At 68.6% G+C, this 26,758-nt stretch carries 22 protein-coding genes; 18 read left to right on the top strand and 4 right to left on the bottom strand.

All coding sequences use genetic code 11. From position 1 onward, the window contains the following. Positions 1 to 55: 55 nt before the first annotated feature. Positions 56 to 1,354, bottom strand: coding sequence for a hypothetical protein (locus tag FB454_RS32255; protein WP_145824146.1), 1,299 nt, complete (start codon positions 1,352 to 1,354; stop codon positions 56 to 58). A 422-nt stretch (positions 1,355 to 1,776) separates the two neighbouring features. On the opposite strand from FB454_RS32255, the gene FB454_RS35130 reads away from it, so the two are divergent. Then, positions 1,777 to 1,935, top strand: a complete 159-nt coding sequence (locus tag FB454_RS35130; protein WP_176739664.1) for a hypothetical protein — start codon at positions 1,777 to 1,779, stop codon at positions 1,933 to 1,935. Between the two features lie 237 nt (positions 1,936 to 2,172). Here FB454_RS35130 and FB454_RS32250 read toward each other — a convergent pair whose 3' ends face one another. The 3 genes from FB454_RS32250 to FB454_RS32240 form a co-directional block, all read right to left on the bottom strand. Then, positions 2,173 to 2,763 carry an AAA family ATPase gene (locus tag FB454_RS32250; RefSeq protein ID WP_091331272.1) on the bottom strand — a complete coding sequence of 197 codons (591 nt, stop codon included), beginning with the start codon at positions 2,761 to 2,763 and terminating at the stop codon, positions 2,173 to 2,175. 451 nt (positions 2,764 to 3,214) lie between these two features. Continuing rightward, positions 3,215 to 3,694 (bottom strand): GNAT family N-acetyltransferase, encoded by a 480-nt coding sequence (locus tag FB454_RS32245; protein WP_091331271.1) that lies wholly within the window; start codon positions 3,692 to 3,694, stop codon positions 3,215 to 3,217. Next, complete coding sequence (locus FB454_RS32240) at positions 3,691 to 6,804, bottom strand: orotidine 5'-phosphate decarboxylase / HUMPS family protein (RefSeq protein ID WP_230650682.1); 3,114 nt, start codon at positions 6,802 to 6,804, stop codon at positions 3,691 to 3,693. Before FB454_RS32240 ends, FB454_RS32245 begins: the two co-directional genes overlap by 4 nt. A gap of 758 nt (positions 6,805 to 7,562) precedes the next feature. On the opposite strand from FB454_RS32240, the gene FB454_RS32230 reads away from it, so the two are divergent. The 17 genes from FB454_RS32230 to FB454_RS32150 all read left to right on the top strand — a co-directional run bounded on the left by FB454_RS32230 (position 7,563) and on the right by FB454_RS32150 (position 26,757). Beyond that, the gene (locus tag FB454_RS32230) at positions 7,563 to 8,996 is read left to right on the top strand and encodes an APC family permease (RefSeq protein ID WP_091331270.1); all 1,434 of its coding nucleotides are present in this window, start codon (positions 7,563 to 7,565) and stop codon (positions 8,994 to 8,996) included. After that, the gene (locus tag FB454_RS32225; RefSeq protein WP_091331269.1) at positions 8,993 to 10,018 is read left to right on the top strand and encodes an acetamidase/formamidase family protein; all 1,026 of its coding nucleotides are present in this window, start codon (positions 8,993 to 8,995) and stop codon (positions 10,016 to 10,018) included. The genes FB454_RS32230 and FB454_RS32225 overlap by 4 nt, the downstream gene beginning before the upstream one ends. After that, positions 10,008 to 10,877: an SAM-dependent methyltransferase gene (locus FB454_RS32220; protein WP_230650685.1), complete on the top strand. Its 870-nt coding sequence runs from the start codon at positions 10,008 to 10,010 to the stop codon at positions 10,875 to 10,877. The genes FB454_RS32225 and FB454_RS32220 overlap by 11 nt, the downstream gene beginning before the upstream one ends. Positions 10,878 to 11,042: 165 nt before the next feature. Then, positions 11,043 to 11,717 (top strand): GOLPH3/VPS74 family protein, encoded by a 675-nt coding sequence (locus FB454_RS32215; protein WP_091331267.1) that lies wholly within the window; start codon positions 11,043 to 11,045, stop codon positions 11,715 to 11,717. Between the two features lie 27 nt (positions 11,718 to 11,744). Continuing rightward, complete coding sequence (locus FB454_RS32210) at positions 11,745 to 12,398, top strand: GNAT family N-acetyltransferase (protein ID WP_091331266.1); 654 nt, start codon at positions 11,745 to 11,747, stop codon at positions 12,396 to 12,398. 418 nt (positions 12,399 to 12,816) lie between these two features. Then, the gene (locus FB454_RS32205) at positions 12,817 to 13,596 is read left to right on the top strand and encodes a hypothetical protein (protein ID WP_141722614.1); all 780 of its coding nucleotides are present in this window, start codon (positions 12,817 to 12,819) and stop codon (positions 13,594 to 13,596) included. A 252-nt stretch (positions 13,597 to 13,848) separates the two neighbouring features. Next, on the top strand, positions 13,849 to 15,078 hold the full coding sequence (gene fxlM / locus FB454_RS32200; protein ID WP_387034047.1) for a methyltransferase, FxLD system: 1,230 nt from the start codon (positions 13,849 to 13,851) through the stop codon (positions 15,076 to 15,078). A gap of 113 nt (positions 15,079 to 15,191) precedes the next feature. Then, positions 15,192 to 16,400 (top strand): methyltransferase, FxLD system, encoded by a 1,209-nt coding sequence (gene fxlM / locus FB454_RS32195; RefSeq protein WP_091331263.1) that lies wholly within the window; start codon positions 15,192 to 15,194, stop codon positions 16,398 to 16,400. 79 nt (positions 16,401 to 16,479) lie between these two features. Then, positions 16,480 to 16,644: an FxLD family lanthipeptide gene (locus FB454_RS32190; protein ID WP_082171406.1), complete on the top strand. Its 165-nt coding sequence runs from the start codon at positions 16,480 to 16,482 to the stop codon at positions 16,642 to 16,644. A 171-nt stretch (positions 16,645 to 16,815) separates the two neighbouring features. After that, entirely contained in the window at positions 16,816 to 19,830 is a 3,015-nt protein-coding gene (locus tag FB454_RS32185; RefSeq protein WP_091331262.1) for a lantibiotic dehydratase, read from the top strand. Then, positions 19,827 to 21,050 carry a lanthionine synthetase C family protein gene (locus tag FB454_RS32180; protein ID WP_222433956.1) on the top strand — a complete coding sequence of 408 codons (1,224 nt, stop codon included), beginning with the start codon at positions 19,827 to 19,829 and terminating at the stop codon, positions 21,048 to 21,050. The genes FB454_RS32185 and FB454_RS32180 overlap by 4 nt, the downstream gene beginning before the upstream one ends. A 17-nt stretch (positions 21,051 to 21,067) precedes the next feature. Beyond that, positions 21,068 to 21,883: a thiopeptide-type bacteriocin biosynthesis protein gene (locus FB454_RS32175; protein WP_145824144.1), complete on the top strand. Its 816-nt coding sequence runs from the start codon at positions 21,068 to 21,070 to the stop codon at positions 21,881 to 21,883. A gap of 119 nt (positions 21,884 to 22,002) precedes the next feature. Then, on the top strand, positions 22,003 to 23,028 hold the full coding sequence (locus FB454_RS32170; protein ID WP_145824143.1) for a hypothetical protein: 1,026 nt from the start codon (positions 22,003 to 22,005) through the stop codon (positions 23,026 to 23,028). Positions 23,029 to 23,101: 73 nt separating this feature from the next. Continuing rightward, positions 23,102 to 23,632, top strand: a complete 531-nt coding sequence (locus FB454_RS32165) for a hypothetical protein (RefSeq protein WP_186461709.1) — start codon at positions 23,102 to 23,104, stop codon at positions 23,630 to 23,632. Positions 23,633 to 23,760: 128 nt separating this feature from the next. Then, complete coding sequence (locus FB454_RS32160; protein WP_145824142.1) at positions 23,761 to 24,129, top strand: hypothetical protein; 369 nt, start codon at positions 23,761 to 23,763, stop codon at positions 24,127 to 24,129. A gap of 217 nt (positions 24,130 to 24,346) precedes the next feature. Continuing rightward, positions 24,347 to 24,649, top strand: coding sequence for a GNAT family N-acetyltransferase (locus FB454_RS32155; RefSeq protein ID WP_145824141.1), 303 nt, complete (start codon positions 24,347 to 24,349; stop codon positions 24,647 to 24,649). Positions 24,650 to 25,593: 944 nt separating this feature from the next. Further along, positions 25,594 to 26,757, top strand: a complete 1,164-nt coding sequence (locus tag FB454_RS32150) for an IS110 family RNA-guided transposase (RefSeq protein ID WP_145824140.1) — start codon at positions 25,594 to 25,596, stop codon at positions 26,755 to 26,757. Position 26,758 lies beyond the last annotated feature (1 nt).

Genomic DNA, 26,758 nt, shown 5'->3' with positions numbered 1-26,758 from the left:
CGCCGACGACGCCACCAAGCCCAAGCCATGACCAGCCACTACACCCGACAAGCCCTCACCGAGCCGTGATCACAATCCCCGGCTGGAGTACTAGGCGAACCGCGACCACATGGCACGTCCCGGTGGCGATCTCGGCGACGCGGGACAGCAGCGTTCTGCGATTAAACAGGCCGGTGTCCGGATCCTGGGTGGCTGCCACCTCATGCCGGCGCGCTTCCTGCGCCAGCAGGTCGTACGCGTGCGCGTTGTCCAGACTCGTTGCCAGGGTGGCAGTGAACGTTCGTAGGGTGACACGCTCTCGCGCTGACAGTTCGTCGCCGGCCCCGCCGAAATACAACCGCACCACACCGTGCAGCCCGGTCGCGTAGTCCCCGAACTCGGACCGCACCGTTGGCCGCGACTCGACGACGTCGGGAGCATCGGAGGCCGGCCCGTCAAACACCACCCGAGCGTCGCCAGCGTCGCCACCAGCACGCACCAGCCGTTTGCCGCCATCGACCTCGATGTCTGCGGCCCGAGCACCGAACAGCCTTACCGCTCCGGCGGCGGCGGTGCGAAGAACGAACTCGAGATCCCGGGCGGACAATGCGTCGCTCAGCACCGCCAGGTCCTCCCAAGCACGTCGCTCCTCGCGGATCCGAAGTCGATAAGTCAACGCGAGGTGCACGATAAGCATCACCGCCGGCAGCGCTATCAGCGCTCGCAGGTCAAGCCCAGTAACGACCGCAACGATGCCTGCAGTGACGGTTTCTCCGACGGCAACGATCAGGCGGGTCCGCCATAGGTGGCGCAGGACCGCCAGAAAGGGCCTTCTGGTCGCCAATGTGACCGTGGTCATCGTGACCAGCTCTTCCAGAGCCAGCACCGCCACCGCCGCGATAGGGAAAGCGACCACCTGCCGGAGCAGGTCCGGGCTGCCGAGAGCATGCTCAGTGAAGCCGGGCTGGGCGCCAAAGGCATACATCACCGACCCCGCCGCTGCCGCGGTGACGATATCCATACTGCTGTTGTGGAGCACTTTGTGTAGGCCGGACGACCGGGAACGGCTCATTACGAGTCGCGCCACAGTAACCCCGGCCGCCGTGCACAGGACGACCCACGGAACCGGCAGAGCCGAGGCACAAACCAGACACGCCGTAGGCGTCAAGGTGATCCGGATCGGAACCCGTTGTGGAAGCGGCGCTGAGCAAATCGCGCCGACCGCCATGAGCGCAGCGCCCATCAAGAGGTAGACGGAATAGTAAGGCGCCGGCCGCCCCGCGTGTTTAACAGCCCACACAAGGCACGCCAGCGCCGAAACGAAAACGATGGATGTCAACAGGCCCAGCGCCCATTTTCCACGCTGGATCGGCATCAATCAATCCCCCGTGATCATCAGCCCCAGCCCTTCCAAGCAGATCGTCCACAGTAGCAGGTATGCGACGGGTGCTCAGCCCCATTCGACGCCCTTACGCATTGCAGCACCCCCCTTTCTCCGCTGTATCGACACCAGTCGGAACGTATGACCGCGCAAGGGTGTCTTTCAACACCAAAGAGTCGTTTTGGTCATCCATTGCGCACTGAGACGCTGCAGCGTGACAGAACGTGGGTGAGTCGCAGTAAGGGATTAACCGCGAGTGCCGAAGGCTTCGGTCAACTCCATTACGCACAAAGCTCGAGCAACGGAGTGCGATGCAATGACCGCCACCTGCAACCACTTTCCGGACAGTTGCGGTGGCGGGCGCTGGGCCCTGACCTGGCGGCTAACCAGGTGCACCGGAACCGGAGTAGCAGTTCGTGCGGACGGTGACATGGCCGAACCGGTCGACACTCGGCGTCGGCGACAAGGCCGTCAGCGAGCGCTGCCTGTTCCGGCTCGACTCGCTAGCTGAGCTGCCCGAAATGGTGCGGCACAACGAGTCGGCGGCTAGCTGCCCGGTCGGGCGGCTCGGCTAGCGGCGAGGGCGGAGATCCGTTCGTCGAGCTGCCTACCCTGCCTGCCGTCGCCGAGTATGGGCCGGACGTTCCGCCACAATCTCGCTCGGCCCGGTGCGCCGGCCCAGAAGTGCATCGCGAATGGTCCAACCGACGGGCGAGGGTTCGCCGTCGGCCACGGTGAGGTCGAAGGGCCGGTGTTCGTAGGACAGCGGCGGTGGTAGCCCACGCCTCAGAACTCCGGCGCCGCGCTGGCGCTCATTGGGCTTTCGCAGCGCAGTGGGGGCACCGGTTCGGGCATGGCGTCAAGGGTGGGCTGCCTGCCAGGCCACTGGTCGTAAGGATGGTGGTAACGGTCTGCTCGAACGTGGAGGTCTCGGGGATGATGCGCTCGCCAGGCACGTCGAGCAAGTCCCGAGCGCTGTACCACTCGCGCATCTGCTCGGGTGTGACGTTGATCGGTTCGGCGCGTGTCTGGTGGCGGCGGATGGTCTCCTCGAAGCACACGTCGAGGTAGTAGACGTGCGTCGGGCCGGTGTGCTCGGCGATGAGTTGCCGCAGGACGGCCCCGTAGCGGCCGGTGTGCAGGATGCCCTCCAGGACCACGTGGTAGCCCAGATCGAGCGCTGTCTTGGCTGTGGCGGTGATGAACGTGGGAGCGACCGGATTGGTACGGCTGCTGTCGTGCTCGCACAGCATGACCCGGCGCAGGTAGTCCTGCTCAATCAGAGCGCACCCGCGGCCGTAGCGGCGACGGACCTCGCGGGCCGCGGTCGTCTTGCCGCTGCCCGAGTTGCCGCGGACGATCACCAGCGTCGGCAACGGGGAAGTGCGCCTGATGCAAGGCATCTCGGGTAGTCGTTGCCCTGCCATGTTCTGGGCGCCTCCCGTCTCATTCAACGGCTGCTATCGCTCAGGGGCTATAGGCACGGGTCGGACACGAGAAAGGTTCGGCGCGCGGACATGGTGCGCCCGCCTCCTACGCCTTCACTACCAGCCCGCTGTCCCACCACACGCCGCGTGACCTACGCCCGCCCAACCAGGCCGGGCGCAGCCGCTGCGCGGCCGCCAGCCCGAGCTCGGCGGGCAGGGGACCCTGTCCGCGTTGACGTGAGCAGCGCGACATGCGGCGGGCTGGAGGACACGTCTCGCCGCAGCGAGCAAGCCTTTACCTGCCTGCACGGCTGCGCGCGAGCCGAAGATCTCGCCGGTACGACCCCCTCGCCGACTGGCATCACACCATGTCGAGGTCTACCTCGCCGTGCACGTCTCGACGGTGATCTGCGCGGGCCACTTGATGCTAGGCACCGATCGATCGCTCATAGACGGCGCGGTGCTTCCCCGGCCCCTTGTAGTCGTAGATCACAGATACGCCTTGCTCGGTCGTGTCTCCGGGAACATTGCTGAAACCCATGGCGAGCCACGCTCCGTGCGCGGCGTGGTTGTCCGGCTCTGATGTGAGGAAGAGGCGCCGGCATCCCCAGAGAGCGCCTTGGCGGTCAACTTCCTCTACGAGCGCCCGCGTGATTCCTGTCCGGCGGTGACTTGGGTGCGTCATCACGTCCTGCAGGTAGATCTCTGACGGGTCGACCTGGCTTCGGAAGGCGATCACGCTGCCGACGACCTCTCCATCGATGATGGCAAGTGGGCAGGTATTGGCGAACAGCGTGGCGTACAACCAGTAGTCCGATGAACCCCGAAGCCTGATGTACGGCTCTCCCAGTGCCAGCAGTTTCTCGAGGTCGGGGACGCGGTCGACCGTGAGTGGGGCGATGATCATGAACGGTTTCCTTCGGTGAGTTCGATCGATGCGGCGAGGTCCCGCGCGGCAACGGCGGGATCCAGGGAGTCGGTGACTCCGCGACCGACGACGAGGATGTCCCATGAGTGTCGTCTGCTGGCTTCGACGTCCGTGGGTTCGAAGCCGCCGGAGACCGCGACCGGCAGCTTGGTCCATGACCTGATGAGTTGCGCCTGGTCGAGAGGGTGGAAACCGGCTACGCCCAGGTCGATGTTTGTGGTGATGGCGAAGCCGTCGACTCCCGCGCGTTCCATGTCCTGGACCCAGCGTTGGATCAGCCGGCCTTCGGGCACGTCGATGACGATGGGGACGGCGAGGCGTTTGCTCGCTTCGACGGCTGCGGACACGCTGGCAGTGCTGGCGGGTCCGATGAGCAGCACGACATCAGCTCCGGCCTCGGTCGCGAGGACCACCTGATCGCGTCCCCAGTCTGCGGACATCATCTCGGCGACGATCCACGCGCCAGGGGTTCGCTGCTTGATGGCGCTGATGGCTTGAATTCCGATGCTCTTGATGAGCGGGTCGCCGATTTCGATGAATTGCACGCCAGCGGTAGCGGCGGCCAGTGCGACGGTGATGGCGTGATCGACGTCGCGGACATCGAGCGCGACTTGAAGTGCGCGTCTGTCTCGGAGACGGCGGAAGGCTTCCTTGCTGATGCCTGTTGCTGTGCTCGTGGCCGTGGCGGAGGGGGCGAGCAGGTTGGCTTCGGTGCGAACGAGCCAGTCGGCCGAGGCGACGCCCTGGTTGACCAGAGCGGATTGGACGTTCGTGGGTAGCCGTAGGGTGCCGGCGCGGATTTCTCGTAGCAGGCCGAACAGGGCGCTGCGAGACGAATCCTCGTCTTGGATCGGTTGCCTGCCGGATTTGAGTAGGAGCCGCTGCGCGGCGACTCGGACGTTGCGGGGACCGTTTCGCCATGCTCCCTGGGCCCTGATGACCAGGCCGGCGGCAGAGTCGTCGTGTCCGACTCGGGCGGCAAGCCCTTGGAGGAGGCGCTCGCGGACGTGCCAGTTCCGGTCGTCGAGGAGAGCGGCGAGTAGGTGTTCCACGCCGGGTGCGGTCGAGCGGCCGACGGCTTCGGCGACGGCTGCGCGGACCTTGTAGTCGCGGTCCGCGGCCAACGATTCCATGATCGAGGCCATCGTGTGGTGTGGGATGGCACGGCCTGCTCGGATCCCCTCGGCGAGGGCGGCCCGGGCTCGCCAGTCTGGGTGGGCCAGCAGTGTCTTCAGTTCTTGGGAACCGCCGTCGTCGGTGGCGAGGAAGACGTAGAAGTGTCGGGCGATGAACACCGCGTCTTCAACGGTGTCGAGTTGCGCGAGACGGACGAAGTCGTGGATGGCCGCGATGGGCAGCCGCGTCTCCACGCACGCCACGATGTCGGACCATACTGCCGGGCCGAAGCGGCGCAGCACCCGCAGCATCCACCGGGGGTACTCCGCACCGAGCGCCGAGGCGGCTGCGCTGGTGTGCAGGAGAGCTCTGGCGAGGGGAAGGCCGTTGTCGTGCAGGCACCGGGAGGCGCACACGCGCAGCACCTCGGCCGTGGCGAAGGCGGGGGCATCGCTGGTGAGGTCGAGCATCAATGGCAGTGTTTCGGTGATGCTGACCGACGGTGACTGCGCGACGGCGGCCAGCAGCTCCGGTGAGGTCGCATCCAAGCCCTGCAAGAGGAATTCCAGGACTCCTCGCAGGTCGGCCGACGTGCTCGTGCGAGCGGCCAGGTCGTTGAGCAGCTCGATGGTGACGGTCGAGCGTCCATGGGACTCGATGAGCTGGGCGAGCCACCGTGCGAAGAGGTACTCACGAATGACGTCGTGATGGAACATCAAGCCGCCGAACGGGCCGGACCGCACGAGCCTCGCGACCGAGGACACGGTGAGGTCACCAACGTTCCCTGGCGGGTCGCCTTGGATTGCGGGAAGGAGGTGGTGCGGCCATGCGGAGGCGAGCTGCCGTCGCGCGAGTGCCGTCAGATCCGCCGTCGCACGTTCGACGTCCAGGCCCGCCGCCTTCAAGATCGAGGCGACGCAGAATTCCACGAGCCGGTAGGCGTTGGTTTGCCCGAGCGGCTCGGTCGACTTCGCGGCCCGGATGAGGCTCATGTACAGCGGCAGGCGAGCCAAGTTACGAATCTTCGGGGGCAGGGCGTCGAACGGGGGCTCGCTTGCATCCCGCTGCGCGTTCCACACGTCGCGGGCCGTGCCGGCGTCCCAGCGGCCCAGCCGCAGCGACGGGCCGGCACCATGATCCTGTCCGGGCATGACCGCTGCGGCCAGGACGGGGTAGGGCGCGAGCTCGACGTCCGGCGGTGTGCGTAGAACGAGGAGGAACCTCAGGTTGCCCGAGAGCGCCTGTCGCAGCGTGCCGTCGAGCTGGCGGCAGACCTTGTCCACCACGGCGCGGGACTGCGGGCTGTCGATGACGACGAGCAGCGGCCTGGACAGGCTCCGGCTCTCATCCTCTAGGGTCAGCAGCGGATCCTCGCCGGCCGGCAGGGAGCCGTAGCGGAGGATCTCCCGAGCCAGGTCGATGTCCTCGGTCCATGAGTCCGCGGTCAGCAGCTGAACATCCACCCCAGGAGCCTGAGACGCCAGATGGCGCGTGAAGCTGGTCTTGCCGCAGCCCGGGGGGCCAGCGACCAGGTAGACGCGCGCCGCCGAGGCGAGGAAGTCCGCAACCTGCCGCTGGACGTCGGCCGGAGGCGTGTACACGAGGTCGTCGGGCTGCTGGCCACCGAGCGCCGCGAGGATGGCAGCCGTCCGTTCCCTGGAACGGGCGCCGAGATCTTGTATTGCGGGCCCGGGGCTGTCGGCAGGCGGGCGCGAGGCGCTCGAACTTGCGGCCGCTGACGCTTTAAGGGTCTGGGCGAACCGCTGCTTGACCTCGATCGGCGACCGCGCCAGATCGACATCGAGCATCTGCTGGGTCTCATAGCGCATGCGGGTCGCGGTACCGCGTTTCTCCCAGTTGGAGACGGCCGCCGGATTGACGCCCAAGTGCTCGGCGAAGCCACGCACGCTCATGCGCAGGGCCAGGCGTAGTGCTCTCGCCTCGCGGCCGGTCCACCGCCGTACCGTCTCCACGGGATATCCCCCAGGCTATGCACTCAGCGTCATTGTCGCAGTCGGCAGCGTAGTAGACGACGGCGGGCGCAGACGAGCTGAAACTAGGACAACACTAGAACGTCCACGCATCGTCATGGGACAGGCCGAACCCGCAGGCTGGTCGCACAGACGACCACGGCGATGGATGGGCGCTGCGGCTTCGCGCTACCTCCACTGCTGTGGCAGCCCTCGCGTTTGCGAGCAGCGGTGATGGTGGAGGTGTCCTCGTGGTCGTCGACGTGCGAAGCGACAGCGTGCGTGACCGCGCTCGCTGTGCCGCTTCCGGCCGCGGTGGTGAGTGGCTGGCGCAGCCCGGATCACCTGTCTCGGGGGTCTTCACCCTCGAGGGTCTGCCGCGCTGGCGCGGTTGCGGCACGCGCTGCAGCCCGTTCGGAGTGCTCGGTCAGCGGGACTACCCGGGGGCCCTGCGGTTGCCAGCTGACCGGCCGTGGATGCCGAGGACATCGAACAGTTCGTTCTGGAGCCGGCGGCGCCGGCACCGGGTTTGGTGGCGGACGCCGCGTCCGAGGAACTTGGCCCATCATCCGCCGATTGTCGGTCGCCCGTACTTCTCGGCGGCTGCGCCCAGGACTTGTCCATGATCTGGCGCCTCTAGCAACCGATTCAGCAGCTCCCGGCGATGCGTCTGCCTTCGAAGCCGCTGCCGCCGTTTGGCCAGCTCTAGCACTGGCGGAAGTGAGCTGGCGTCGCTGACCGACAGGAAGGAATGAAACAGCATGCACACTAGGCAGACAGCGCCTCCGCCGGAGATCGGCTTGGCGCAGGCGTCGCCCGACTCCTCGCGGTTCGGATACCGACCGGAGCTGCGCCGCTCACTCGGCTTCGCCGACCTGCTCTTCTACGGGCTGGTGTTCATGGTGCCGATCGCGCCCATGGGCATCTTCGGATCCGTCTACTCCGGCGCCGGCGGGATGGTCGCGCTGGCGTACGTCATCGGCATGGCGGCGCTGGTGTTCACTGCCGCCTCATACGCCCAGATGGTCAAGGCGTTTCCCCTTGCCGGGAGTGTGTACAACTACGCCGGGCGAGGGATCGGCGCACCGGTCGGGTTCCTCGCTGGCTGGGCGATCCTGCTGGACTACGTGCTGGTGCCGAGCCTGCTGTACTTGATCGCGGCGGTGGCGATGCACTCCACCGTGCCTGCGGTTCCAGTGTGGGTCTGGCTGGTCGGCTTCGTGCTGGTGAACACCCTGGTCAACTACCGGGGAATCCGGATGACCGCCCTGATCACCCGAGTGATGCTCGTCGGCGAAATCATCGTCCTGGTGATCTTCCTTGCCGCCGCGGGCCGCGCCCTCACGCAAGGCAAGGGACAGGGCTTCTCCTGGGCGCCGATCTACAACCCCGACACGTTCACCTGGGCGCTGGTGTTCGGCGCGGTGTCGATCGCCGTGCTCAGCTTCCTCGGCTTCGACGGCATCTCGATGCTGGCCGAGGAGAACAAGGGCGGCGCGGGGCAGATCGGCCGGGCCATGGCCGCGGCGTTGGGTGTGGCCGGATTGCTGTTCATCGCCCAGACCTGGATGGCCGCGCTGCTGCTGCCCAACCCGGATGGCCTCCTCGTCAATGGCGATCCGGAAGGCACCGCGTTCTACGACGCCGCCCGGCTCGCCGGTGGTCCCTGGCTGGCCACCCTGTGCGCGGTCGCCACGGCCGTCGCCTGGGGCGTGGCGAACTCCCTCGTCGCGCAGGTCGCCACCTCGCGGCTGCTGTACGCCATGGCCCGCGACCGGCAGCTGCCGAAGTTCCTGGCCAAGGTGTCGGTGCGCCACAGCGTGCCCACCCACGCCATCACCCTCACTGCGCTGGTGTCGCTGACGATCGGCCTCTACATGAACTGGCGCGACGATGGCATCGCACTGCTGTCCAGCCTGATCAACTTCGGCGCGATGACCGCGTTCCTCGTGCTGCACCTCGCCGTCGTCTGGCACTACCTGGTCCGCCGACGCAGCCGCAACCTGATCGCACACCTGATCCTTCCGGGCATCGGATTCGCCATCCTCGCCTACGTCGTGGTCAACGCCAACGTGGCCGCCCAACGCCTCGGCTTCGTCTGGCTCACCCTCGGCCTCCTGGCCCTGGCAAATTTGTACGCCGCCGGCCGCCGCCCCGAGCTGTCCGGACTTGCCAGCGGACGGGAGGCGGCATGACCAGCACGGTCACCTACCAGCCAACCGAAGACGAGCTGCATTACACCTTCGGCGCCCACCCGGCGGTCGCCGAGATCAAGCCGGGCAGCCTGCTTGTCACCAGCGCTGAGGACTGCTTCGGCGGGGCCGTGCGCACCGTGGACGACCTGCCGTCGAAGGTGTGCCAAGCATTTAATCCCGTCACCGGCCCATTCCACGTGCTCGGCGCAGAACCTGGCGACACCCTCGCGCTGCACTTCGCTGCCATCACCCCGGCCCGCGACTGGGGCATGTCAGCAACCTTCCCGCACTTCGGGGCACTGACCGCGACCCACACCACGCCGATGCTGCACCCACCGCTCGAGGAGCGGGTGTGGCGCTACACCATCGACACCGCGGCAGGCACCGTGACCTTCCACGCCCGCCGCTCCGGTCATGCGATCGTCATGCCCCTGGAGCCGATGCTCGGCACCGTGGGACTGGCCCCGGCCGGCGGGGAAGCCCGCTCCACGGTCGTACCTGATGCGCACGGCGGGAACCTCGACACCCCGGAGATCCGCCCCGGCACCACCGTGTACCTCGGCGTCAACGCCCCCGGGGCGCTGTTCGCCATCGGCGACGGCCACGCCCGCCAAGGCCAGGGCGAGGTGTGCGGCGTCGCGGTGGAGACAGCCATGAACGTCACCGTCGCTGTCGACCTGATCAAGGGCGTGGCCACACCATGGCCGCGCATCGAGACCGACCACCGGATCATCTCGATCGGCGCCGCCCGTCCGCTTGAGGACGCCTACCGCATCAGCCAGCACGACCTGGTTACCTGGACCGCACAACTGACCGGCCTGGAGCTACTTGACGCTTACCAGGTCGTCTCGCAGGCCGGTCGAGCCGCACCTGGCAACGTCTGCGACCCGCTTTACACCATGCACGCCGCCGTCAACAAGGCGATCTTGGCAGGCATGAGCCCCTACGAGGGAGTGCACCAGCGGCTGCGCCACATCGCCAAGGCCCCGAGCGAGCAACCGGGGAAAGACCATGGGAACTGAGGCGATGAGCTGGGCACCCGCCGAGGTCGACCTGACTCGTCCGAATGCCGCACGGATGTATGACTACTTCCTCGGTGGCAGCCACAACTTCGCCGCGGACCGTCACGCCGCCGATGCCATACTCGCCGTCGCACCCCATGTCGCCGACGCGGCCCGCGCCAACCGCGCGTTCCTGCGCCGCGCCATCCGCTACGCACTCCAGCAGGGCATACACCAGTTCCTCGACCTCGGCTCGGGGATACCGACCGTGGGCAACGTCCACGACATCGCCCACCACATCGACATCGATGCACGGGTTCTCTACGTCGATGTCGAGCCGGTAGCCGTGGCGCACGCCAGGGCCCTGCTGGATAACGACCCGCGGGTCGATGTCATCCAGGCCGACATCTGCTTTCCGGATTTCATCCTCCAGAACCCCACCACGCAGCGGCTGATCGACCTCACCCGTCCCGTCGCCGTCCTCTTCGTCTCGGTCCTGCACTTCATCCCCGGCGACGTCAACGCCATCGTGGAACCACTCCGCGCCGCGATGCCCCCTGGCAGCGCCCTCGTCATCTCCCACGCGACCTCCGGCACGGCCACAAGCCAGACCGATGAGGTGCAGAGGCTGTATCAGCGCACGCCTACCCCACTTCAACTGCGCGCCCCCGCAGAGGTCGAGGCGCTGTTCGGCGACTTCGCCATGGTCCCTGCCGACGCGCCAGCAGCGAAGTCGGCGAGCAACGCAGCGCTCGTCCCTGTTGCTCGGTGGCGCCCTGATCCCGAGGACCAGATCGAGAGGGGACACGCGTCAGCCAGCCCCTTCCTCACCGGCTTCCTCGCCGGGGTCGGGATGAAAGGAGCAGCAGCTCGTGAGTGAACCTCCTCGGCTCGCTATCCGCAGGGAACCATCCCTGCCCAGTGCCAGCTGGGTACTGATGTTCATCGGATCCGCGGGACCCACCAGCGGCGGCAAGTGGGCGTCCGCCCAGGTTGCGTGCCAGCCTGCGGCAGGCTGCGTCCAGACCACGGAAGGGGCGGGCCGATGAGTTTTGCTCGGCTGCCGCTGCGCGATGAGTTGTTCCTGCTCGGCCATGACGACGACGCCGGCCACCCGCACATCCACCGCCAAGCCTTGGCGTTGGGGCTGGCCGGCGCGGTCCTGATCGACCTGTTTCTCGCCGGGCGGATCGTCCTCGACCCGAACAACGACCGTTTGTCCGGAGACCGGTGGCTGCGCCTGCACACCGATCAACCGCTCGGAGACCTGATCGGGGACAGTGCCATCGGCTTCATCCGCTATGGGCGTACAGCACCACCGGTGAAGGCGTTCCTGCGCGGCTTCGCCGACGACCTATACGAGCGCACCCGCGCCGGACTCGTCGCCGCCGGGATCCTCCGGCAGGTCACTCGCCGGCGCCTCGGCGGCCTTGCCCGCACCGACACCTACCTCGCCACCGACACCAAGTGGGCGGTCGTCGCCCGCGCACGCCTGCGGTACGTCGCTCAAGGCCGTGAGCAGCCCGACAACCACACCGCCGCACTCGCCGGACTCGTCGCCACCCTCGGCCTCACCGGCCACCTCTACCTCAACGACGACAGTACGACCGTGACGGCGCACCTGAAGGCCATCGCCGGCCAGCACCACCGGTCGGTGCGGGACATCATCGCCGCCCTCGACGCCGCCGTCGGTGACCTCGCCACCGCAACGTACCGGTGAAGCGAGACCACAAGGACATCTAATCCGATGGAGAGCCTGGTGCACATTCGCGCCGCCCGTTGGGCAGACAAGGATCTGGTCGCCCTGCTGATCGCCGACGCCCTGCACCCCACACCGCTCGCCGCGTGGCTGGTGCCCGACCCAGGGCAGAGGTGCCAGGTGCTGGCCGACGTCTTCGCGATCTGGGTAGAACATGCGATGTTCTTCGGCGACATCCACCTCACCGATGACCTCACCGCCGCCACCGTGGGTTTTCACCGTTACCGGCCCATCCCGCCACCGGCCAACTACCGGACCAGGCTCACCGACGCCGCCGGACCAAACGCCGACCGCTTCGACCTGCTGGACACGCTCCTTGCCGAGAAACAGCCCACCGAACCGCACTACCACCTGGCGTTCCTCGCCGTCCGCACCGACGCCCAACGGGGCGGCTGTGGCGTCGCGCTGCTGGCCCACCACCGCAGCCGCCTCGACCGCATCGACCTGCCGTCCTGGACCGCTGTTCCCTCAGGCAAGGAGCCTCTGCTCGCCCGATACGGCTACACACCCCGGCCGGCGATCACCCTGCCGGACGGCCCGACCCTGCAGCCGATGCGCCGCAACGCTCGCCACGGCAGCAGTGTCATGCCGATCAACCCGGCCCGCCCGGTCGACAACCGCTGGCAAGGCTTCCATGTGTAGCCCCATCGCTCCCGTCACTAACAGCCCCACCCGTGACATCCACAGGCAGCTGACCACCCCCGTCCTGAAACTGGCTCCGCGAATCATGGCCTTTCCAAGCAGATACCCTCCAGACCTGATCGACGCCGTCGTCCAGCGCGTCACGGATGCCCGCCGAGTCAGGGCATACGGCGCCGTCACCACCGTCGCCCGTCAGATGAACCTCGACCCGCGCCTAGTCCAGAAATGGGTCACCAAAGCGACTGCCCCAGTCGCGCTCCAGCCATGCAGGCCGGCCGCCGACTCGTGCGAGATGTACCTGCCGCCGGGACTGCTGCACTGCAGGTTCTGCCAGCAGCCGATGGCTCACGCCGAGTCGCACGACTCTGGGCAGGGCTACCAGTGCCAGCAGGGTTGCAGGCCCCGGCCCCTGGATAGCGTGGCCGTCGCCGACACGGTCGGTCGGGCGATCCTGGCGCGCGCCGCTCGGATCATCCCGTCGACCAGCACGCCGATCCCGCCACACCTCGCAGCCGTCCACGCCCACCGCGTCCTCGCCCGCGTCACCGTCGGTGCCACCCCCAGCGATGTCACCCTCACCTGGCGCGCCACCCCTGTTCCCGAACCCGGCCGGTTCGAGGCCGAACGCGCACAGCGTGTCGCCACCGCCCGCACCCTGGTCCTCAGCGACCCGCTGCGCGCCCGGCAACTCCTACACGCCAGCCTCACCGGCGTCGACCCCGCCACCGCGCCCGCTCACCCGCTGCACGCGGAAGCCGCCATCCTCCTAGCCGAACTGCAACTCCGCCTCGGCCACCCCGCCGACGCCATGGACTGGGCCACCTACGCCCGTGCCAGCACGGTCCACCTCCACGGGCCCACCCACCGGCGGGCCTTGCACGCCCTCCACGTCCTCGCCGCTGCCCACTCGCGCGGCGGACACCATCAGCGCGCCTACCACCTCTACCGGGAACTCACCGGCCACCTCACCAAAACCGACGGCCCGCACGCCCAGCAGACCCTCGCCGTCCAAGCAGCCACCGCCCTCATCCTGCACGCCCTCGGCCACTGCCAAGCCGCCCGCACCCTCCTCGCCGACACCATCACCACCCACCGGCGCGAACACCCCGGCCACCCCGCCACCGCCCACATGACCCGGCACCTGTCTCGCATCTGGCGCGAGTGCGCCACCAACGGCCACCAGCACCAGGACGCCTGACCGCCCGCCTCGCCCTGATAGGAGGTCCGCCGTGACCGCACGCCCCTCCCCCGGAACAACTCGTCGGTACTACAGCCGCTCGGGCGGCGATGGGTACGACGAACCACTCCTGTCGTTTGGCGTCCGTGACATCGCAGGAACCAGCGCAGCGCTCCCGCCGGCACCCTGTCTTCCTGCATTCGCCGCACCAGGCGTGCCCCGAATGCAGGAGTGCCTGTCCGACCCGATGAGAAGGAAGTACGAGTGACCCAGATGGCTGAGCCACGCACCAGTGCCGACCGCGCCGCCCAGCTGCGCGCCGCGCTGGTGGACACGCTGCGCGATGAGGGGATGGTCACGAGGGCTCTCGTGGAGGCGGCGGTCCGCGTGGTGCCGCGGGAGCGGTTCATGCCGGCCGGTACGCCGCTTGAGGTCGCCTACGCCTACGACAACTCAGTGGTGACCAAGCGCGATCAGCACGGCATGGCGATCTCGTCGGTGTCCGCGGCGTACATCCAGGCGCGGATGCTGGAACTGGCCGAGCTGCGACCTGGCATGACGGTGCTGGAGGTCGGCTCGGGCGGGCTGAATGCGGCCTACATCGCCGAGATCGTCGGGCCGGAGGGCCGCGTGGTGAGCATCGACATCGACCCGGAGGTCATCGACCGGGCCGCGACCGCGCTGGACGCCACCGGCTACAGCAGCCGAGTCCGTGTCCTGGTCGCCGACGCCGAGCACGGCGTGCCGGACGAGGGGCCGTTCGACGCGATCATCGTGACGGTCGGGGCGTGGGACATCGCCCCGGCCTGGCTTGGCCAACTGGCTCCGGATGGCGTGCTCGTTCTGCCGCTGATCATGAACGGGGTCACCCGCACCATCGGGTTCCGGCGCGACGGCGACCAGCTGGTCAGCACGTCGGCCGAAGTGGCCGGGTTCGTGCCGATGCAGGGCGCCGGCAGCCACGCCAACCAGGTGCTCGAGCTAGCCGATACCACCGGCGGCAAGGTCAAGCTTTCGTTCGACTCCGGCGCACCCCCGGATCTGATTCAGCTCGATGGCGTGCTGAACGCCGGCGCGGCCGAGTGGTGGTCTGGCGTCACGGTCAGCCACGGGATCTCCTTCGCCGACCTGCACCTGTGGCTCGCGTGGTACCTGGATGGGTTCTGCCGCCTCGCCGCCGACGAGGGCAGCGCCCTGGCTGCCCGGAAGCGCTGGTTGCCGTTCGCGGTCGTACGCGGAGCCGGGCTCGCCTGCCTCGTGTTGCGGGACGCGATGCAGGGCGCCGGGGCGGAGTTCGGTGCCCGCGCCTACGGACGCGACGGGCAGGTGGCCGCCGCCGCGTTGATCGAACAGATCCAGGCGTGGGACCGAGCCGGGCGGCACACGCCTCCGACGTTCGCCTACTGGCCCGCCGGCGGCGACCGCTCCCAGATTCGCGCCGACGCCACGGTCATGAACAAGACCCACGGCGTGGTGACGATCTCCTGGCCCACGAGCAGCTGACTCTGGCCTCGGGCCAGCCTCGCTGGGCCAGGTTGCAACAACCCAGCCGCCCAAACCCATAGGGCGAAGCGGGACGCCAAGTCCGCCAGCCCCCGCTACCTGAAAGGATTCCCATGACATTGCAGGTCGACGACGCCACCACCTTGCGCCAGGCCATGGTGGGCACGCTGCGCGACGAAGGTCTGATCACCACCGACAGCGTCGCCGCGGCGATGAACGCGGTGCCCCGGCACGAGTTCGCACCCGGCGAACCGCTGGAGAAGGTGTATCAGACCAACAGCACCCTGGTGCCCAAGATTGACGCTCAGGGGCGTCAGACCAGCGTGGTCTCGGCCTCGCACATTCAGGCCATCCAGCTAGAACTGGCCGAGGTACGGCCGGGCATGAACGTGCTGGAGATCGGCTCGGGTGGCTACAACGCCGCCCTGATCGCGGAGGTCGTCGGGCGGACCGGTTCGGTGACGACCGTGGACATCGATGCCGACGTCGTGGACCGTGCCCGAGCGGGTCTGCGCCGGGCCGGGTACGAGCAGGTCAACGTCGTGCTCGCCGACGCCGAGCACGGCGTGGCACAGCACGCGCCGTATGACCGGATCATCGTCACGGTCGGGGCGTGGGACATCCCGCCCGCCTGGCTCGATCAGCTCACCCCGGACGGCCGGATCGTCGTTCCCCTGCGCTTCGCCGGGATCACCCGCATGGTCGCCTTCGACCGTACCCCCGGCATGTCGGTGCTGACGGCCAGCAGCTACCGGCTCGGCTCGTTCGTGCCGATGCAGGGCGACGGCGCCGCCAGCGAGCAGCTGATCCCGGTCACGCCCGACGTCGGGCTGCGCCTTGATCAGAACAGCGCTCTCACGTTCGACGTGCCGGCGCTGCGCAAGGCGCTCAACACCAAGCCCGTGGAGAGCTGGTCGGACACGCCGTTCGACATGCCGGACGAGCTGGAGCTGTACCTGCTGACCAGCGGGCCGGAACTGCCGATGCTGCACGCCGCGCAGGCCGCGGTCGATCAGGGCGTAGTCAACCGCACGGTACGCAACGGCACCCCGACGCTGGTGCGCGGCGGCAGCTTCGCCTATCGCATCAAGCGGGAGAATCCGCAAACGGTCAGCGGCTACGAGACCGGTGTCATCGCCCACGGGCCGGAAGCCGAGCAGGTCGGCGGCGAGTTGCTCGCCATGATCCGCACCTGGGCGGACTGCTACTACCGGCGCGGCGCTGCCCACATCACCTACCACCCGAACACCGCCGACACCAGCGACCTGACCGGGTGGCACAGCACCAAGCGACACGGCGTCCTCGCCATCGCCTGGTCCTAGAAGACTTCGGCGCTCACCTCAGCGGCCCATGCCGGGGGGAGCGTCGGGGACCCCTATCACTCCAACCAGGGAGGTTGTCATGGCCCAGCTCGCCACGGTCCAGCCCGACGTCGAGGGCGGCACCCTCGACGACTTCGATCTCGACATCGAGTTCATCGAGGCCGGTGGCACCGTCGAGCACATCATCAAGATGACCGAGGACAACTGCGGCAGCACCTGCGCGTCGGCCTGCACCAGCTGCTGACCAGCCGCATCCGCTGGTGGCTCGCTCTGATGGCCAGCCCAAACCAGGTGGGCAGGCCGTAAGGCGAGCCATCGACATCGGGTCAGGAGTGCCCGGCCCGGGGAGACCTGCTCTCGAAGGTCGGGCACTCCTCACCCGCAGACAGATGATCACGCCCATGGGGAGGCTGGTGTGTACCGCAGCGTGAACGATGCCTTGATGCTCCGGGCGGCCGTACTTCGCCCGGGCCAGCTCGGCGCGTGGCCTGACCTGACCGGCAGCGACACGGCGGCCCGTTGGCGGTCGTGGCTTGCCGAGACGTTGACGATTCCAGGGTTCGCGGCAGCCTTGGCCCACGCGTCACCGGACCTCGCCGAGCGGGTCACCGCCGCAATCAGCGGCGGCCTGTCGCAAGCTGACGCCCGCCGGGTGGTGCTCGCGGTCATGCGCTACCTGCTGCGCACTACCACCCGTGCCACACCGTACGGGTTGTTCGCGGGCGTTGCCCCCGCCACCGCGAGCCGCACCGGACGCATGCGCTGGGGCACTGCACACCGGCCTTTCGCTCGCCTTCAGGCATCCTGGCTGGCCGCCGTCCTCGATGGCCTGGAATCCGACGTGCGGCTGCGCCCGCATGTAATGGTGCGCGCCAACAACCTGCTGGTCGAGCGCAGTGAGAAGCTGGTGCTGGAGTACCGCGCCGCCACGACCGACCCCGCGGGCGCGCCCACGCATCTGCGCATCAAGGCCACCGACATGATCCGCACGGCTCTCGCGCTGGCGGCTGACCCGATCCGATGGGCCGACCTCACCGGCAAGCTGACGGCCGAATGTGGGGCGCCGCAGGAAGGCGCGCAGCGGCTGATCGAGCAGATGGTGACGCAGCGTCTGCTGTTGACGAGCCTGCGCCCGCCGTCGACCGAGACCGACCCCCTGGCGCATCTCGTGGATCAGCTGGAGACTGCCGCAGCCGAAGGCGGCGAAGTGGGCGAGCTACTTGATCCGCTGCGTCGCGTTCGCGATCTCAAGGCCCGACACGACCGCGCACCGGACGGGGCCACAGCTGCTGCCCGCCGCCGGGACCTCGGCAGAGCGGCCGCCGTGATCCAGCCCGGGCAGGCGGTCGGGGTGGATCTGCGGCTGGACTGCGACCTCGTGGTGCCGACGACGGTGACGGCCGAGGCGTGCCGCGCCGCTGCCGCGCTGACCCGCCTCGCCCGTCCGACATCGCTTCGGTGGCGGGACTGGCATACGCGTTTCTTGAACCGGTACGGCCTGCACGCCCTCGTCCCGGTTCTGGATGCGATCGATGTTCAGGTGGGCTTCGGCTACCCGGACGGCTTCACCGGCGAGCCGGCCAATGATTCGGCCGCGTTGACCGACAGGGACCGGAGGCTACTCGCCTTGGCGCAACGTGCCGCCCTGCGCCGTGAACACGAGGTCGACCTCGACGACGTCCTCCTGGACAGGCTGGCCGGCCCGGCTCCGACCGAGATCCCGCCGACCGCCGAGCTCACCGTGCGCGTCCACGCCGACTCCCTCCAGGCCATCGCCGGCGGCAACTTCCTGCTGTCGGTCGTACGGGTGTCAGCGCAAGCCTTCTCCACCGCGGGCCGGTTCCTGGACATGTTCGGCGAGACCGACTGGCACCGGATGGCTTCCTGCGCCGTCGACAGCCCGCCAGCCAGCGCCGGCGCGTTGCTGGCCCAGCTGTCTGCGGTCACCCGCTACACCATCAGCCTGGACGTCAACCGCGCCCCCCAGGTGCTGCCGCATCTGATCCCCGTCGGCGAGTATCACGCCCCGTCGCAGGCCGCGATCAGCTTGGACGACATCGCGGTAACCGCCGACCCGCACCGCCTGTACCTGGTGTCGATCTCTCGCCGGCGGGCGCTGCAGCCGGTCGCGGTCAACGCGGTCGAGCCGGTACGGCACGCCCACCCTCTGGCCCGCTTCCTGGCCGAAGCGCCCGTAGCCCTCGCTACCCCGTGCTCACCCGTGGAGTGGGGGCCAGCGGCCAACGGCTTGCCGTTCCTGCCCGCGCTGCGGTACGGCCGGACCCTCTTGAGCCCCGCGCGGTGGCACCTGAGCGCCGCCGAACTGCCCGACCGGCATGCCGGCTGGCAGCACTGGACCCGAGCGCTCACCGCCTGGCTCGAGGCCACAGGCTGCCCTACCGCCGTCTCGCTCGGTATCGGCGACCAGACCCTCGGCCTCGACCTGGACAAGCCCGCTCACCGGGCGCTGCTACGCGACCACCTGACCCGCAACCCCACCGCCCTACTGCGTCTCATCCCCGAAGGCGACGCCTGGATCGGCGGGCGTCCCCACGAGATCGTCATCCCGTTGACCGCCACCACCCCGAGACCACCAGCGCCCCGCCTCACCAGCCCCCTGGTCGATGTCCGAACCCACGGCAGCCTGCCTGGCCGCGACCACCACTACCTGAAGATCTACGCCCGGCCCGAGGAACAGACCACCATCCTTACCGCCCACCTGCCACGGCTTGTTGGGCAACTCCCGCCTGCGGGCGGGTGGTGGTTCCTGCGCCACGCCGACCCCGAGCCGCACCTGCGGCTGCGTATCAGCGGCCTGCCCATCGACGCCATCACCGGCTGGACGCAGGAACTGACCGACGCCGACCTGACCCGGCGAGTCCAGTGGGACACCGACTTCGGCGAGCCCGGCCGCTTCGGCAGCCTGGCCGCGTACCACGCGACGACAGCCTTGTTCGCGGCGGACTCCGCAGCCGCGCTCGCCCAGCTAGCCGTCACCACGCGACGTCCCACCTTGGGCTGGCAGGCGTTGACCGCCGCGAGCATGGTCGACCTCGTCACGGCGGTCATCGGCGACCCACACGATGCCCTGCGATGGCTGATAGCCCGTACCCGCCCGCACCGGCCAGCACCCCCACGAGCCGTCTACGACCAGGCCATTCGCCTCGCCAACCCGTACGACCCCACCGCCGTGGCGTCCCTGCCCGGCTGCGAGAACCTGACGGACCGCTGGGCCGAACGCCGCCGCACCGTGGCCGCCTGGCGCGACCGCCTGCCCGCCGTCAGCACCATCCCGCCGGCCGAGCTGCTGCCCGACCTGCTGCACCTGCACCACGTCCGCGTCGCCGGGGCCGACCTCGACAGCGAACGAGCCTGCCTGCACCTCGCCCGCGCCGCCGCGCTGAGCTGGACGACAAGGAGCACCTCGTGACCGCCCCGACCACCACCGCTAACCGCTCGGATGTGCTCGCGGCGGTCTGCGTCAGACTCGCCAGCCCCTCCATCGTCGGCTCGTCGCCGGACGGGCGGACCCGGCCGCAATCGCTGGCCGGAGGCGCGGTGGGCATCGCCCTGCTGCACATCGAGCGGGCCGTCTCCGGACACGGCGACGAAGCCACCGCCCACCTCTGGATACGCGCCGCGGGCAGCGAGCCGGTCAGCATCGGCCGCAACTCCGACCCCTTCCACGGCGCCCCCGCGCTGGCGTTCATGCTGCACACCGCCCGCCCTCTCGGCGGCTACCGCCGCGCCTTCGCCAGCCTCAACGACGCCACGATCACCCTCACCAGACAACGGCTCGCCGCCGCCCACGCCCGCATCGACCGCCGCGACCCGCTGACGATGTACGAGTTCGACCTCGTCCACGGCCTGACCGGGCTCGGGCTCTACCACCTGCATGCCCACCCCGAGCACCCCATCAGCCGCGACGTGATGACCTACCTGGCCCGCATCACCGAACCCCTCGACAACGGCTCCACGCAGCCGCCGTGGTGGCTGCCATCGGGGCTCGGCGGCACACCACACCCAGACTTTCCCCACGGGCACGGCAACATCGGCGTAGCCCACGGCATCAGCGCCGTCATCGCCCTGCTCGCCCACGCCATCCTCCACGGCCACGACACCCCCGCAGCCCGCAACGCCCTCGCCGCCCTATGCGACTGGACCGACCACCACCGCCAAGACGACCCGGCCGGAACATGGTGGCCCGGCTACGTCACCCCCGACACCACCCCACGGCGGCACCGGCCCTCCTGGTGCTACGGCACCCCCGGCATCGCCCGCGCTCAGCAACTCGCCGGGCTCGCCCTGCGAGATACGGCCCGCCAGCAACGGGCAGAAGACGCGCTGCTCGCCGTGCTGCGAGACGCCGCCCAACGCGCCCGGCTGCCCGAGATCGGCCTCTGCCACGGCAAAGCCGGCCTCCTGCAGACTGCCAGCCGCTTGGCCGCCGCCAGCACCGACCCGCACCGCGCGGGTCAGCTCACCGCCGAGCTGCCCGGCCTGGCGGCCGAACTCGCCAACCAGCTCGCCAGCCAAGCCCAAGGTGATCCAGAGCTGCTGAACGGCACGGCCGGTGCCGTGCTGGCGCTGCAGACCGCCGTCACCGGCAGCCCGGCGACCAGCTGGGACACCTTCCTCGCCCTCGCCTGAACCCAAGGGAAACGAACATGACGCCACCCAAATGGCGGCAGACCACCATCGCCTTCCCCGACCCCCACGCCGCAGACCAAGTAGCCACCGCCCAGCTCGCGCCGATCCTCGTCGACGCCGAAACCCGCCAGCTCATCACCACCTGGTTCTACGTCCGGAAAGACACCTGGCGGTTGCGCTACCTTCCCGCCTCCACCACCGCCGACCACTACTTGACCAGCCAGCTGACCCGCCTACGTCACAACCGCCATATCAGCGCTGCCGTTCCCGGAATCTACGAGCCCGAGGCCCATGCCTTCGGCGGCACCAGAGCCATGGACACCACCCACCAGCTCTGGCATCACGACAGCCGACAGCTACTCACCCCCGACACCAACCACCTAGCCACGCGGCAGCCCGAGCTGTCGATCATGCTCACCGCGGCCATGATGCGAGCCGCAGGCCTTGACTGGTACGAACAAGGCGACGTCTGGGCCCGCGTCGCCAACCACCGAGACCCACCCCAGCCCACGCTCGTCAACAACCTGCTGCACGCGGTGAAACGGCTCCTCACAGCCGATCCAGCCAGCCTCACCCACCAGGGGGCGCCGCTGGCCGCCACTCGCAGCTGGTTCGAGGCTTACATCGCCGCCGGCGACACCCTAAACCGGCTCAATCAGACAGGACAGTTGCAGCGCGGCCTCCGCGCAACCCTCGCCCACCACGTGATCTTCGCCTGGAACCGGCGCAGCATTCCCGGCTTACACCAAGCGGCCATCGCCACCGCTGCCAAAACCATCATCTTTGGACCCAAGCCCACCAGCCCCGCCCTCACCCCCGACGGTGACTCATGAACCCCGCCATAACCCGTAGATTCCCGCTGATCGCCCGGCCCCGCCCCGTATGCACATCCCTACCCCAGCGCATCGCCGACCTAGAGGAACGTGCCGACCTCGCCCACCACAGCGGTGACGTGGCCGCCGCGACCGCGGTGTTCAACCTCGCCGCGCTCCTAGCCTCGGACTGTGACATGCCCGACCTGGCCCACACCTGGTGCCACCGGCTCGCCACCGCCGCCCTCGACCACGGCAGCGATCCCCAGCACGCACTCGAACCCATCGTGAACCTCGCCCGCCTCCACATCCGCGCGGGCGACGGCCCCACCGCCTGGACCCTGTTGGAAACCCTGTTCCAGGCCATCGACACCCGCACTGACACCCTGATCGACGGCCTCACCATCCCCGCCGCCCGCCTCACCGAGGCACCCGGTGCCCACACCAAGACACGAACCTGGCTATGGACCGTCCTGCTCGGCACCGGCGCCCACGCCCTCGCCACGGCCGGACGGTGGGACGACGCCAGCCACCGCCTCACCCAATACAACGGCGTCGGCGCACGCATGCTCGACGGCAGGCAGATCAGCGTCATCGCCCACGCCACAGCAGGCCGCTACCGCCAGGCACGCGCGATGCTAGACGCCACCCAACCGGGCGAACCATGGGAAGACGCCGTCACTGCCTGCCTGCTCCTGCTGATGCCAGACTCCGACCCCACAGACGACCAGGCGAACAAGGCGCTGACCGCCTACCACGCCCTCGGACCCGCCAAGCCCGGACTCACCGTCTTCCACACCCGGCTCGGCCTCACCCTTCTAGACGCCCTCGATAAAGATCACCCAGCCGCCGAGCAGCTCGCCGTCGAACTGATCCAACACGCCGCTGGCGACGGGTACGCCGCACGCGATCTACTGACTCATCCCACTTGCCTTGCCGCCGCCCACCATCAACGGGTCAATCAGCTCAAGACGCTCGTATCAACATGCGGCTTGGACGCAGGCACCCTGTCGGCGGCGCAGCTAAGAGCCCTGCTCCGCGCGCTCGACATTGCCGAATCGGTAATTCGTGCCCCCGCGAGTGGTCTACCAGCCGAAGGTCTCCCAGATCCACCGTCAGAACCAGACAACTCCTTGCAGAGGGGCTCGTCCGATACCCCGCGTTAGTTCCCCGGTTCGTTGGCGCGGCAACTGAACGACGTCCTCTCTGGGCGCACAGCCCTGCTCCTGCCCGCAGCCGGTGGCACTCTTCCGCCGATCGTCTGTCCTCAACTTCGTCAGGGAGCACAGCTACTCCAGTACGGATCCGGCCGAGATGCTGCGGACCGCGCACGACGTGTACGCCTACATGTTCCGCGAGGAGCACCTGCAGGACCCTGGCCTGGACCTCGTGCCCGACGGGACGCTGCTGATGCTGCGCGAGTGTGGAACCCTGATGGCGCTCAATCGGGTCGAACTCGACGGGCACATCAGCAACGTTTCCCCTGCCTGGATGCTGTGCGCCGTCCGGGTGGTTTACGATCTGGACAAGGCGACCGCTGAAGTGCTCGACGAGCTGTATCACGGCACCTGGTTCAACGAGTCGCGTCGGCGCGAGAGCATCCTCGCGCACGCGGCTCTCGGTGGCAGGCTGGTCCACGCCTGCCAGGGCGCTCCCAACATGTCCGGCAGCTGCGTCGTGCCCTTCGGCACCGACGTCGAAACGATGCGCCGCGAGCTGGCCGGCATGCGCGTGCCCTGGATCGAGCGGACCCTGGCCCCGCTGACCTGACAGAACCGGTGGCCGCGCGGCGCCTGTGCCGCTTCACCCTGCCCGCGGCCACCGTCATCCGAACCGGTGGCCGCGCGCAGCCTCCCCCGCGCCGCGCGGGGCCACCCCAGGACACCTGAGGAGTGGCAGTGGCGATTGCTAGGGACACCAGCGGCCGGGTCGTGACGGTCCGGGACATGCTCGACGGCATCAGCACCTCGCTGAAGTACACCAACTACCAGCTCGACACCGCCGGCGTCGGTCACGAGCCCCACCCGTGGAACTGGACCGAGTCCGCCGGCCACTTCCGCAGCGTGGTCACCAAAGAAGCCGAACTCGCCGAACACATCGCCCGCACCATCGACCGCTGGGTCAAAGCGAACCAGGACGCCGACGCCGCGAACCTGGCCGCGATGCGCACCGCGTCCAAGGACCTCAAGGCCGCCGCCCGCAGCCTGGTCAACCTGGGAAAGAAGATGCGCAACGTGCAGGCCTGCCTCGACGTCACCCAGTCGTAACCCCATGTGTCGAGTCCGGCCACCCTGCCGTCGATCAGGCCATCGCTTTTGACGAATGTCGCTGTCCGAGTCGAACCGAGATCGTGATAACTGAGGGTGACGTTTGGCGTCCGAGCCGACGCACGCACCGCGACGGAAGAGGGCGCGAACCCTGACGGCTGCAAACTCGCTGGCGTGAAAACTCTCTGTCACGGCGGACGACACCGACGAATGCGGGTTGGCCGACATCACCTCCCACGCGTTCGTCGTGCGCCGTGGGAATCACGTTGTCGCGGCGGCTGGCTACCAACGTTGGCCGGGGCTGGTGGCCCACATGTGCGTCCTTACTCAGCCGAATCAACGTGGGCGCGGGCTGGCGCGTGCCGTTGCCTCCGCAGCAGTCGCGGACGGTTTGGCGAACCATCTGCTGCCGCAGTGGCGGGCTCGACCGGACCCGTCGCGCCGCGCGACGCGGGCGCTGGGATTCCGTCAGCTTGGCGCTCAGCTGAGCATCCGGATCCTGCGTAGCGCGGATCGCTGATGTGGGGCGTTGCACTTGATGATCGATTTGCCCGCCGCTGGCGGCACCAGCGAAGTCCGGACCCAATTGGCTGGCAGGCCGGGAGGACGCGCAGAATTGTCGTCATGGAGCCCATACGCGAGGCCCCGACCCTTCATGAGGTGGTGCGCTTCGCGACGCAACTGCCGCCTGAGCAGGCGCGAAAGCTGCTCGCGAGCGCGCATCCCGCATCGCTCAAGCCCGAAGAGGATGCTGGGGGAGCGCCACCTGCCTTGGTCTACGTGTCCTGGGCCCAGTACCTTGCGGGCACCACAGCAGAGGAACGCCAGACATGGTGTCGGCTGAAGGCACGCGCAGCGAATCGGACGAGGCTCATGTCCGGGGCACCGGACTACAAGATCACCGCCGCGGATATCTGGAACGTCCTTCAGGCCGCTGAAGGGCGCTGCGAGCACTGCGGCTCCCTTGCCCTCGAACATCGGCCGTCGGGCCCCGACGGGCGGCCGGCACCGTGGGCGCACGTGGGTCGACGCATCGGCTCCCTCGGTCACCGGCTCGCCCGCTTCAACGGCGGTTCTAACAACATCGCAAACCTGTGCTGGTCATGCCTGTGGTGCAACACGTGGCCAACCGAACGACACCCCGGGGCGACAGATCACGGCGGGCACCAACCGACGGAGTGACTGCTAACGGCGAGTAGGTCGCAACACCCCTTGGCCGACATCTAGGCGCACGGTCAGCGGCTACCTGTTGACTGGTGGTACGACCGCAGCCCGGCCAGGCTTGGTCGAGGTGACCGGTGGGGTCGCTCTCATCGCGGCTGCCCACCGCAGGTTGGTGTGGCTCTCATCTGGCGTGCGTCCCGCCGGTCACCGCGGCGGTGAGAGGCTCAAGAGGGGACTGCCCAGCTCAAGGTAGCGCTGCCCTCCCGTCGACGTTCCATCGTCGGATCGAGGGAGGACACGATGGCCCAGGTCATCATCGGCGTGGACCCGCACAAGCGTTCCGCCACCATCGAAATCATCAACGCGCGAGAGAAAGCGCTCGGGCAGGGCCGGTTCGGCACCGACCGCGACGGCTACCAGGCGATGCTCGCCGCCGGCCGCAAGCACAAGGACCGCCTGTGGGCGGTCGAGGGCTGCAACGGCATCGGCCGGCACGTCGCTCAACGCCTGGTCGCCGACGGCGAGACCGTCGTGGACGTCCCCGCGAAGCTGTCCGCCCGGGCCCGCGTGTTCGCCACCGGCCAGGGCCGCAAGACCGACCCCGTCGACGCCCACAGCGTCGCCGTGGTCGCCCTGCGCACCGAAGGTCTGCGGCAGGTCGTCACCGACGACACCACAGTCGCGTTACGGCTGCTCGTCGACCGCCGTGACCAGCTCGGCCGGGCCCGCACCGAAGTGGTCTCCCGGCTGCATCACCTGCTACTGGAGTTGGTGCCCGGCGGCGCGAAGAAGGACCTGTCCGCCCAGCAGGCCCGCGCCCTGCTGGGCAGCGTGCGCCCGCGTGACGTGGTCGGCAAGACCCGCCGGCGGCTCGCCTCCGAGCTGATCGGCGAACTCGTCGTCATCGACAAGAAGATCAAAACCGCGAAACAGGAACTCACCGACCTGGTCAACAGCACCGGAAGTCGGCTGATGAATTTGACCGGCATCGGACCGTCCGGCGCGGCCCGCCTGCTCGGCGACATCGCAGACATCGCCCGGTTCACCAGCCGCGCCCACTTCGCCTCGTGGAACGGCACCGCACCGATCGACGCCTCGTCCGGCGACCAGAACCGGCACCGTCTCTCCAGAGCCGGGAACCGGCGCATCAACCGGGCACTGCACATCATGGCCATCGTCCAGCTACGCCGTGACACCGAAGGCCGCCGCTACTACCGGCGCAGACTGGCCGCGGGCAAGACCCCGATGGAGGCCCTACGGGCACTGAAACGCCGCCTGTCCGACATCGTCTACCGGCAGATGGTCGCCGACGCCAAGCTGGTCAGGACGGGTCCGGGAGGACACGCGGGGGCGACTCTGCAATCCAGCGCGGCCGATCTGAACCCCGAGATCGACACTTCGGAAAAGTCACTTCCCGGACCCGCCACACCCCAGCCTAGAACACCCCTCTTGATCATCACTTGAC

It is taken from the genome of Micromonospora sp. CNZ297 (assembly GCF_007827625.1).
This window is presented reverse-complemented; position numbering and strand designations above follow the sequence as displayed.

Coding starts and splice junctions, on each gene's coding strand:
- FB454_RS32150 (WP_145824140.1), top strand. CDS start 25,594: ATGGCCCAGGTCATCATCGGCGTGGACCCGCACAAGCGTTCCGCCACC.
- FB454_RS32220 (WP_230650685.1), top strand. CDS start 10,008: ATGGGAACTGAGGCGATGAGCTGGGCACCCGCCGAGGTCGACCTGACT.
- FB454_RS32215 (WP_091331267.1), top strand. CDS start 11,043: ATGAGTTTTGCTCGGCTGCCGCTGCGCGATGAGTTGTTCCTGCTCGGC.
- fxlM (WP_091331263.1), top strand. CDS start 15,192: ATGACATTGCAGGTCGACGACGCCACCACCTTGCGCCAGGCCATGGTG.
- FB454_RS32245 (WP_091331271.1), bottom strand. CDS start 3,694: ATGATCATCGCCCCACTCACGGTCGACCGCGTCCCCGACCTCGAGAAA.
- FB454_RS32190 (WP_082171406.1), top strand. CDS start 16,480: ATGGCCCAGCTCGCCACGGTCCAGCCCGACGTCGAGGGCGGCACCCTC.
- FB454_RS32230 (WP_091331270.1), top strand. CDS start 7,563: ATGCACACTAGGCAGACAGCGCCTCCGCCGGAGATCGGCTTGGCGCAG.
- FB454_RS32210 (WP_091331266.1), top strand. CDS start 11,745: ATGGAGAGCCTGGTGCACATTCGCGCCGCCCGTTGGGCAGACAAGGAT.
- FB454_RS32250 (WP_091331272.1), bottom strand. CDS start 2,763: ATGCCTTGCATCAGGCGCACTTCCCCGTTGCCGACGCTGGTGATCGTC.
- FB454_RS32225 (WP_091331269.1), top strand. CDS start 8,993: ATGACCAGCACGGTCACCTACCAGCCAACCGAAGACGAGCTGCATTAC.
- FB454_RS32255 (WP_145824146.1), bottom strand. CDS start 1,354: ATGCCGATCCAGCGTGGAAAATGGGCGCTGGGCCTGTTGACATCCATC.
- fxlM (WP_387034047.1), top strand. CDS start 13,849: ATGGCTGAGCCACGCACCAGTGCCGACCGCGCCGCCCAGCTGCGCGCC.
- FB454_RS32175 (WP_145824144.1), top strand. CDS start 21,068: ATGACGCCACCCAAATGGCGGCAGACCACCATCGCCTTCCCCGACCCC.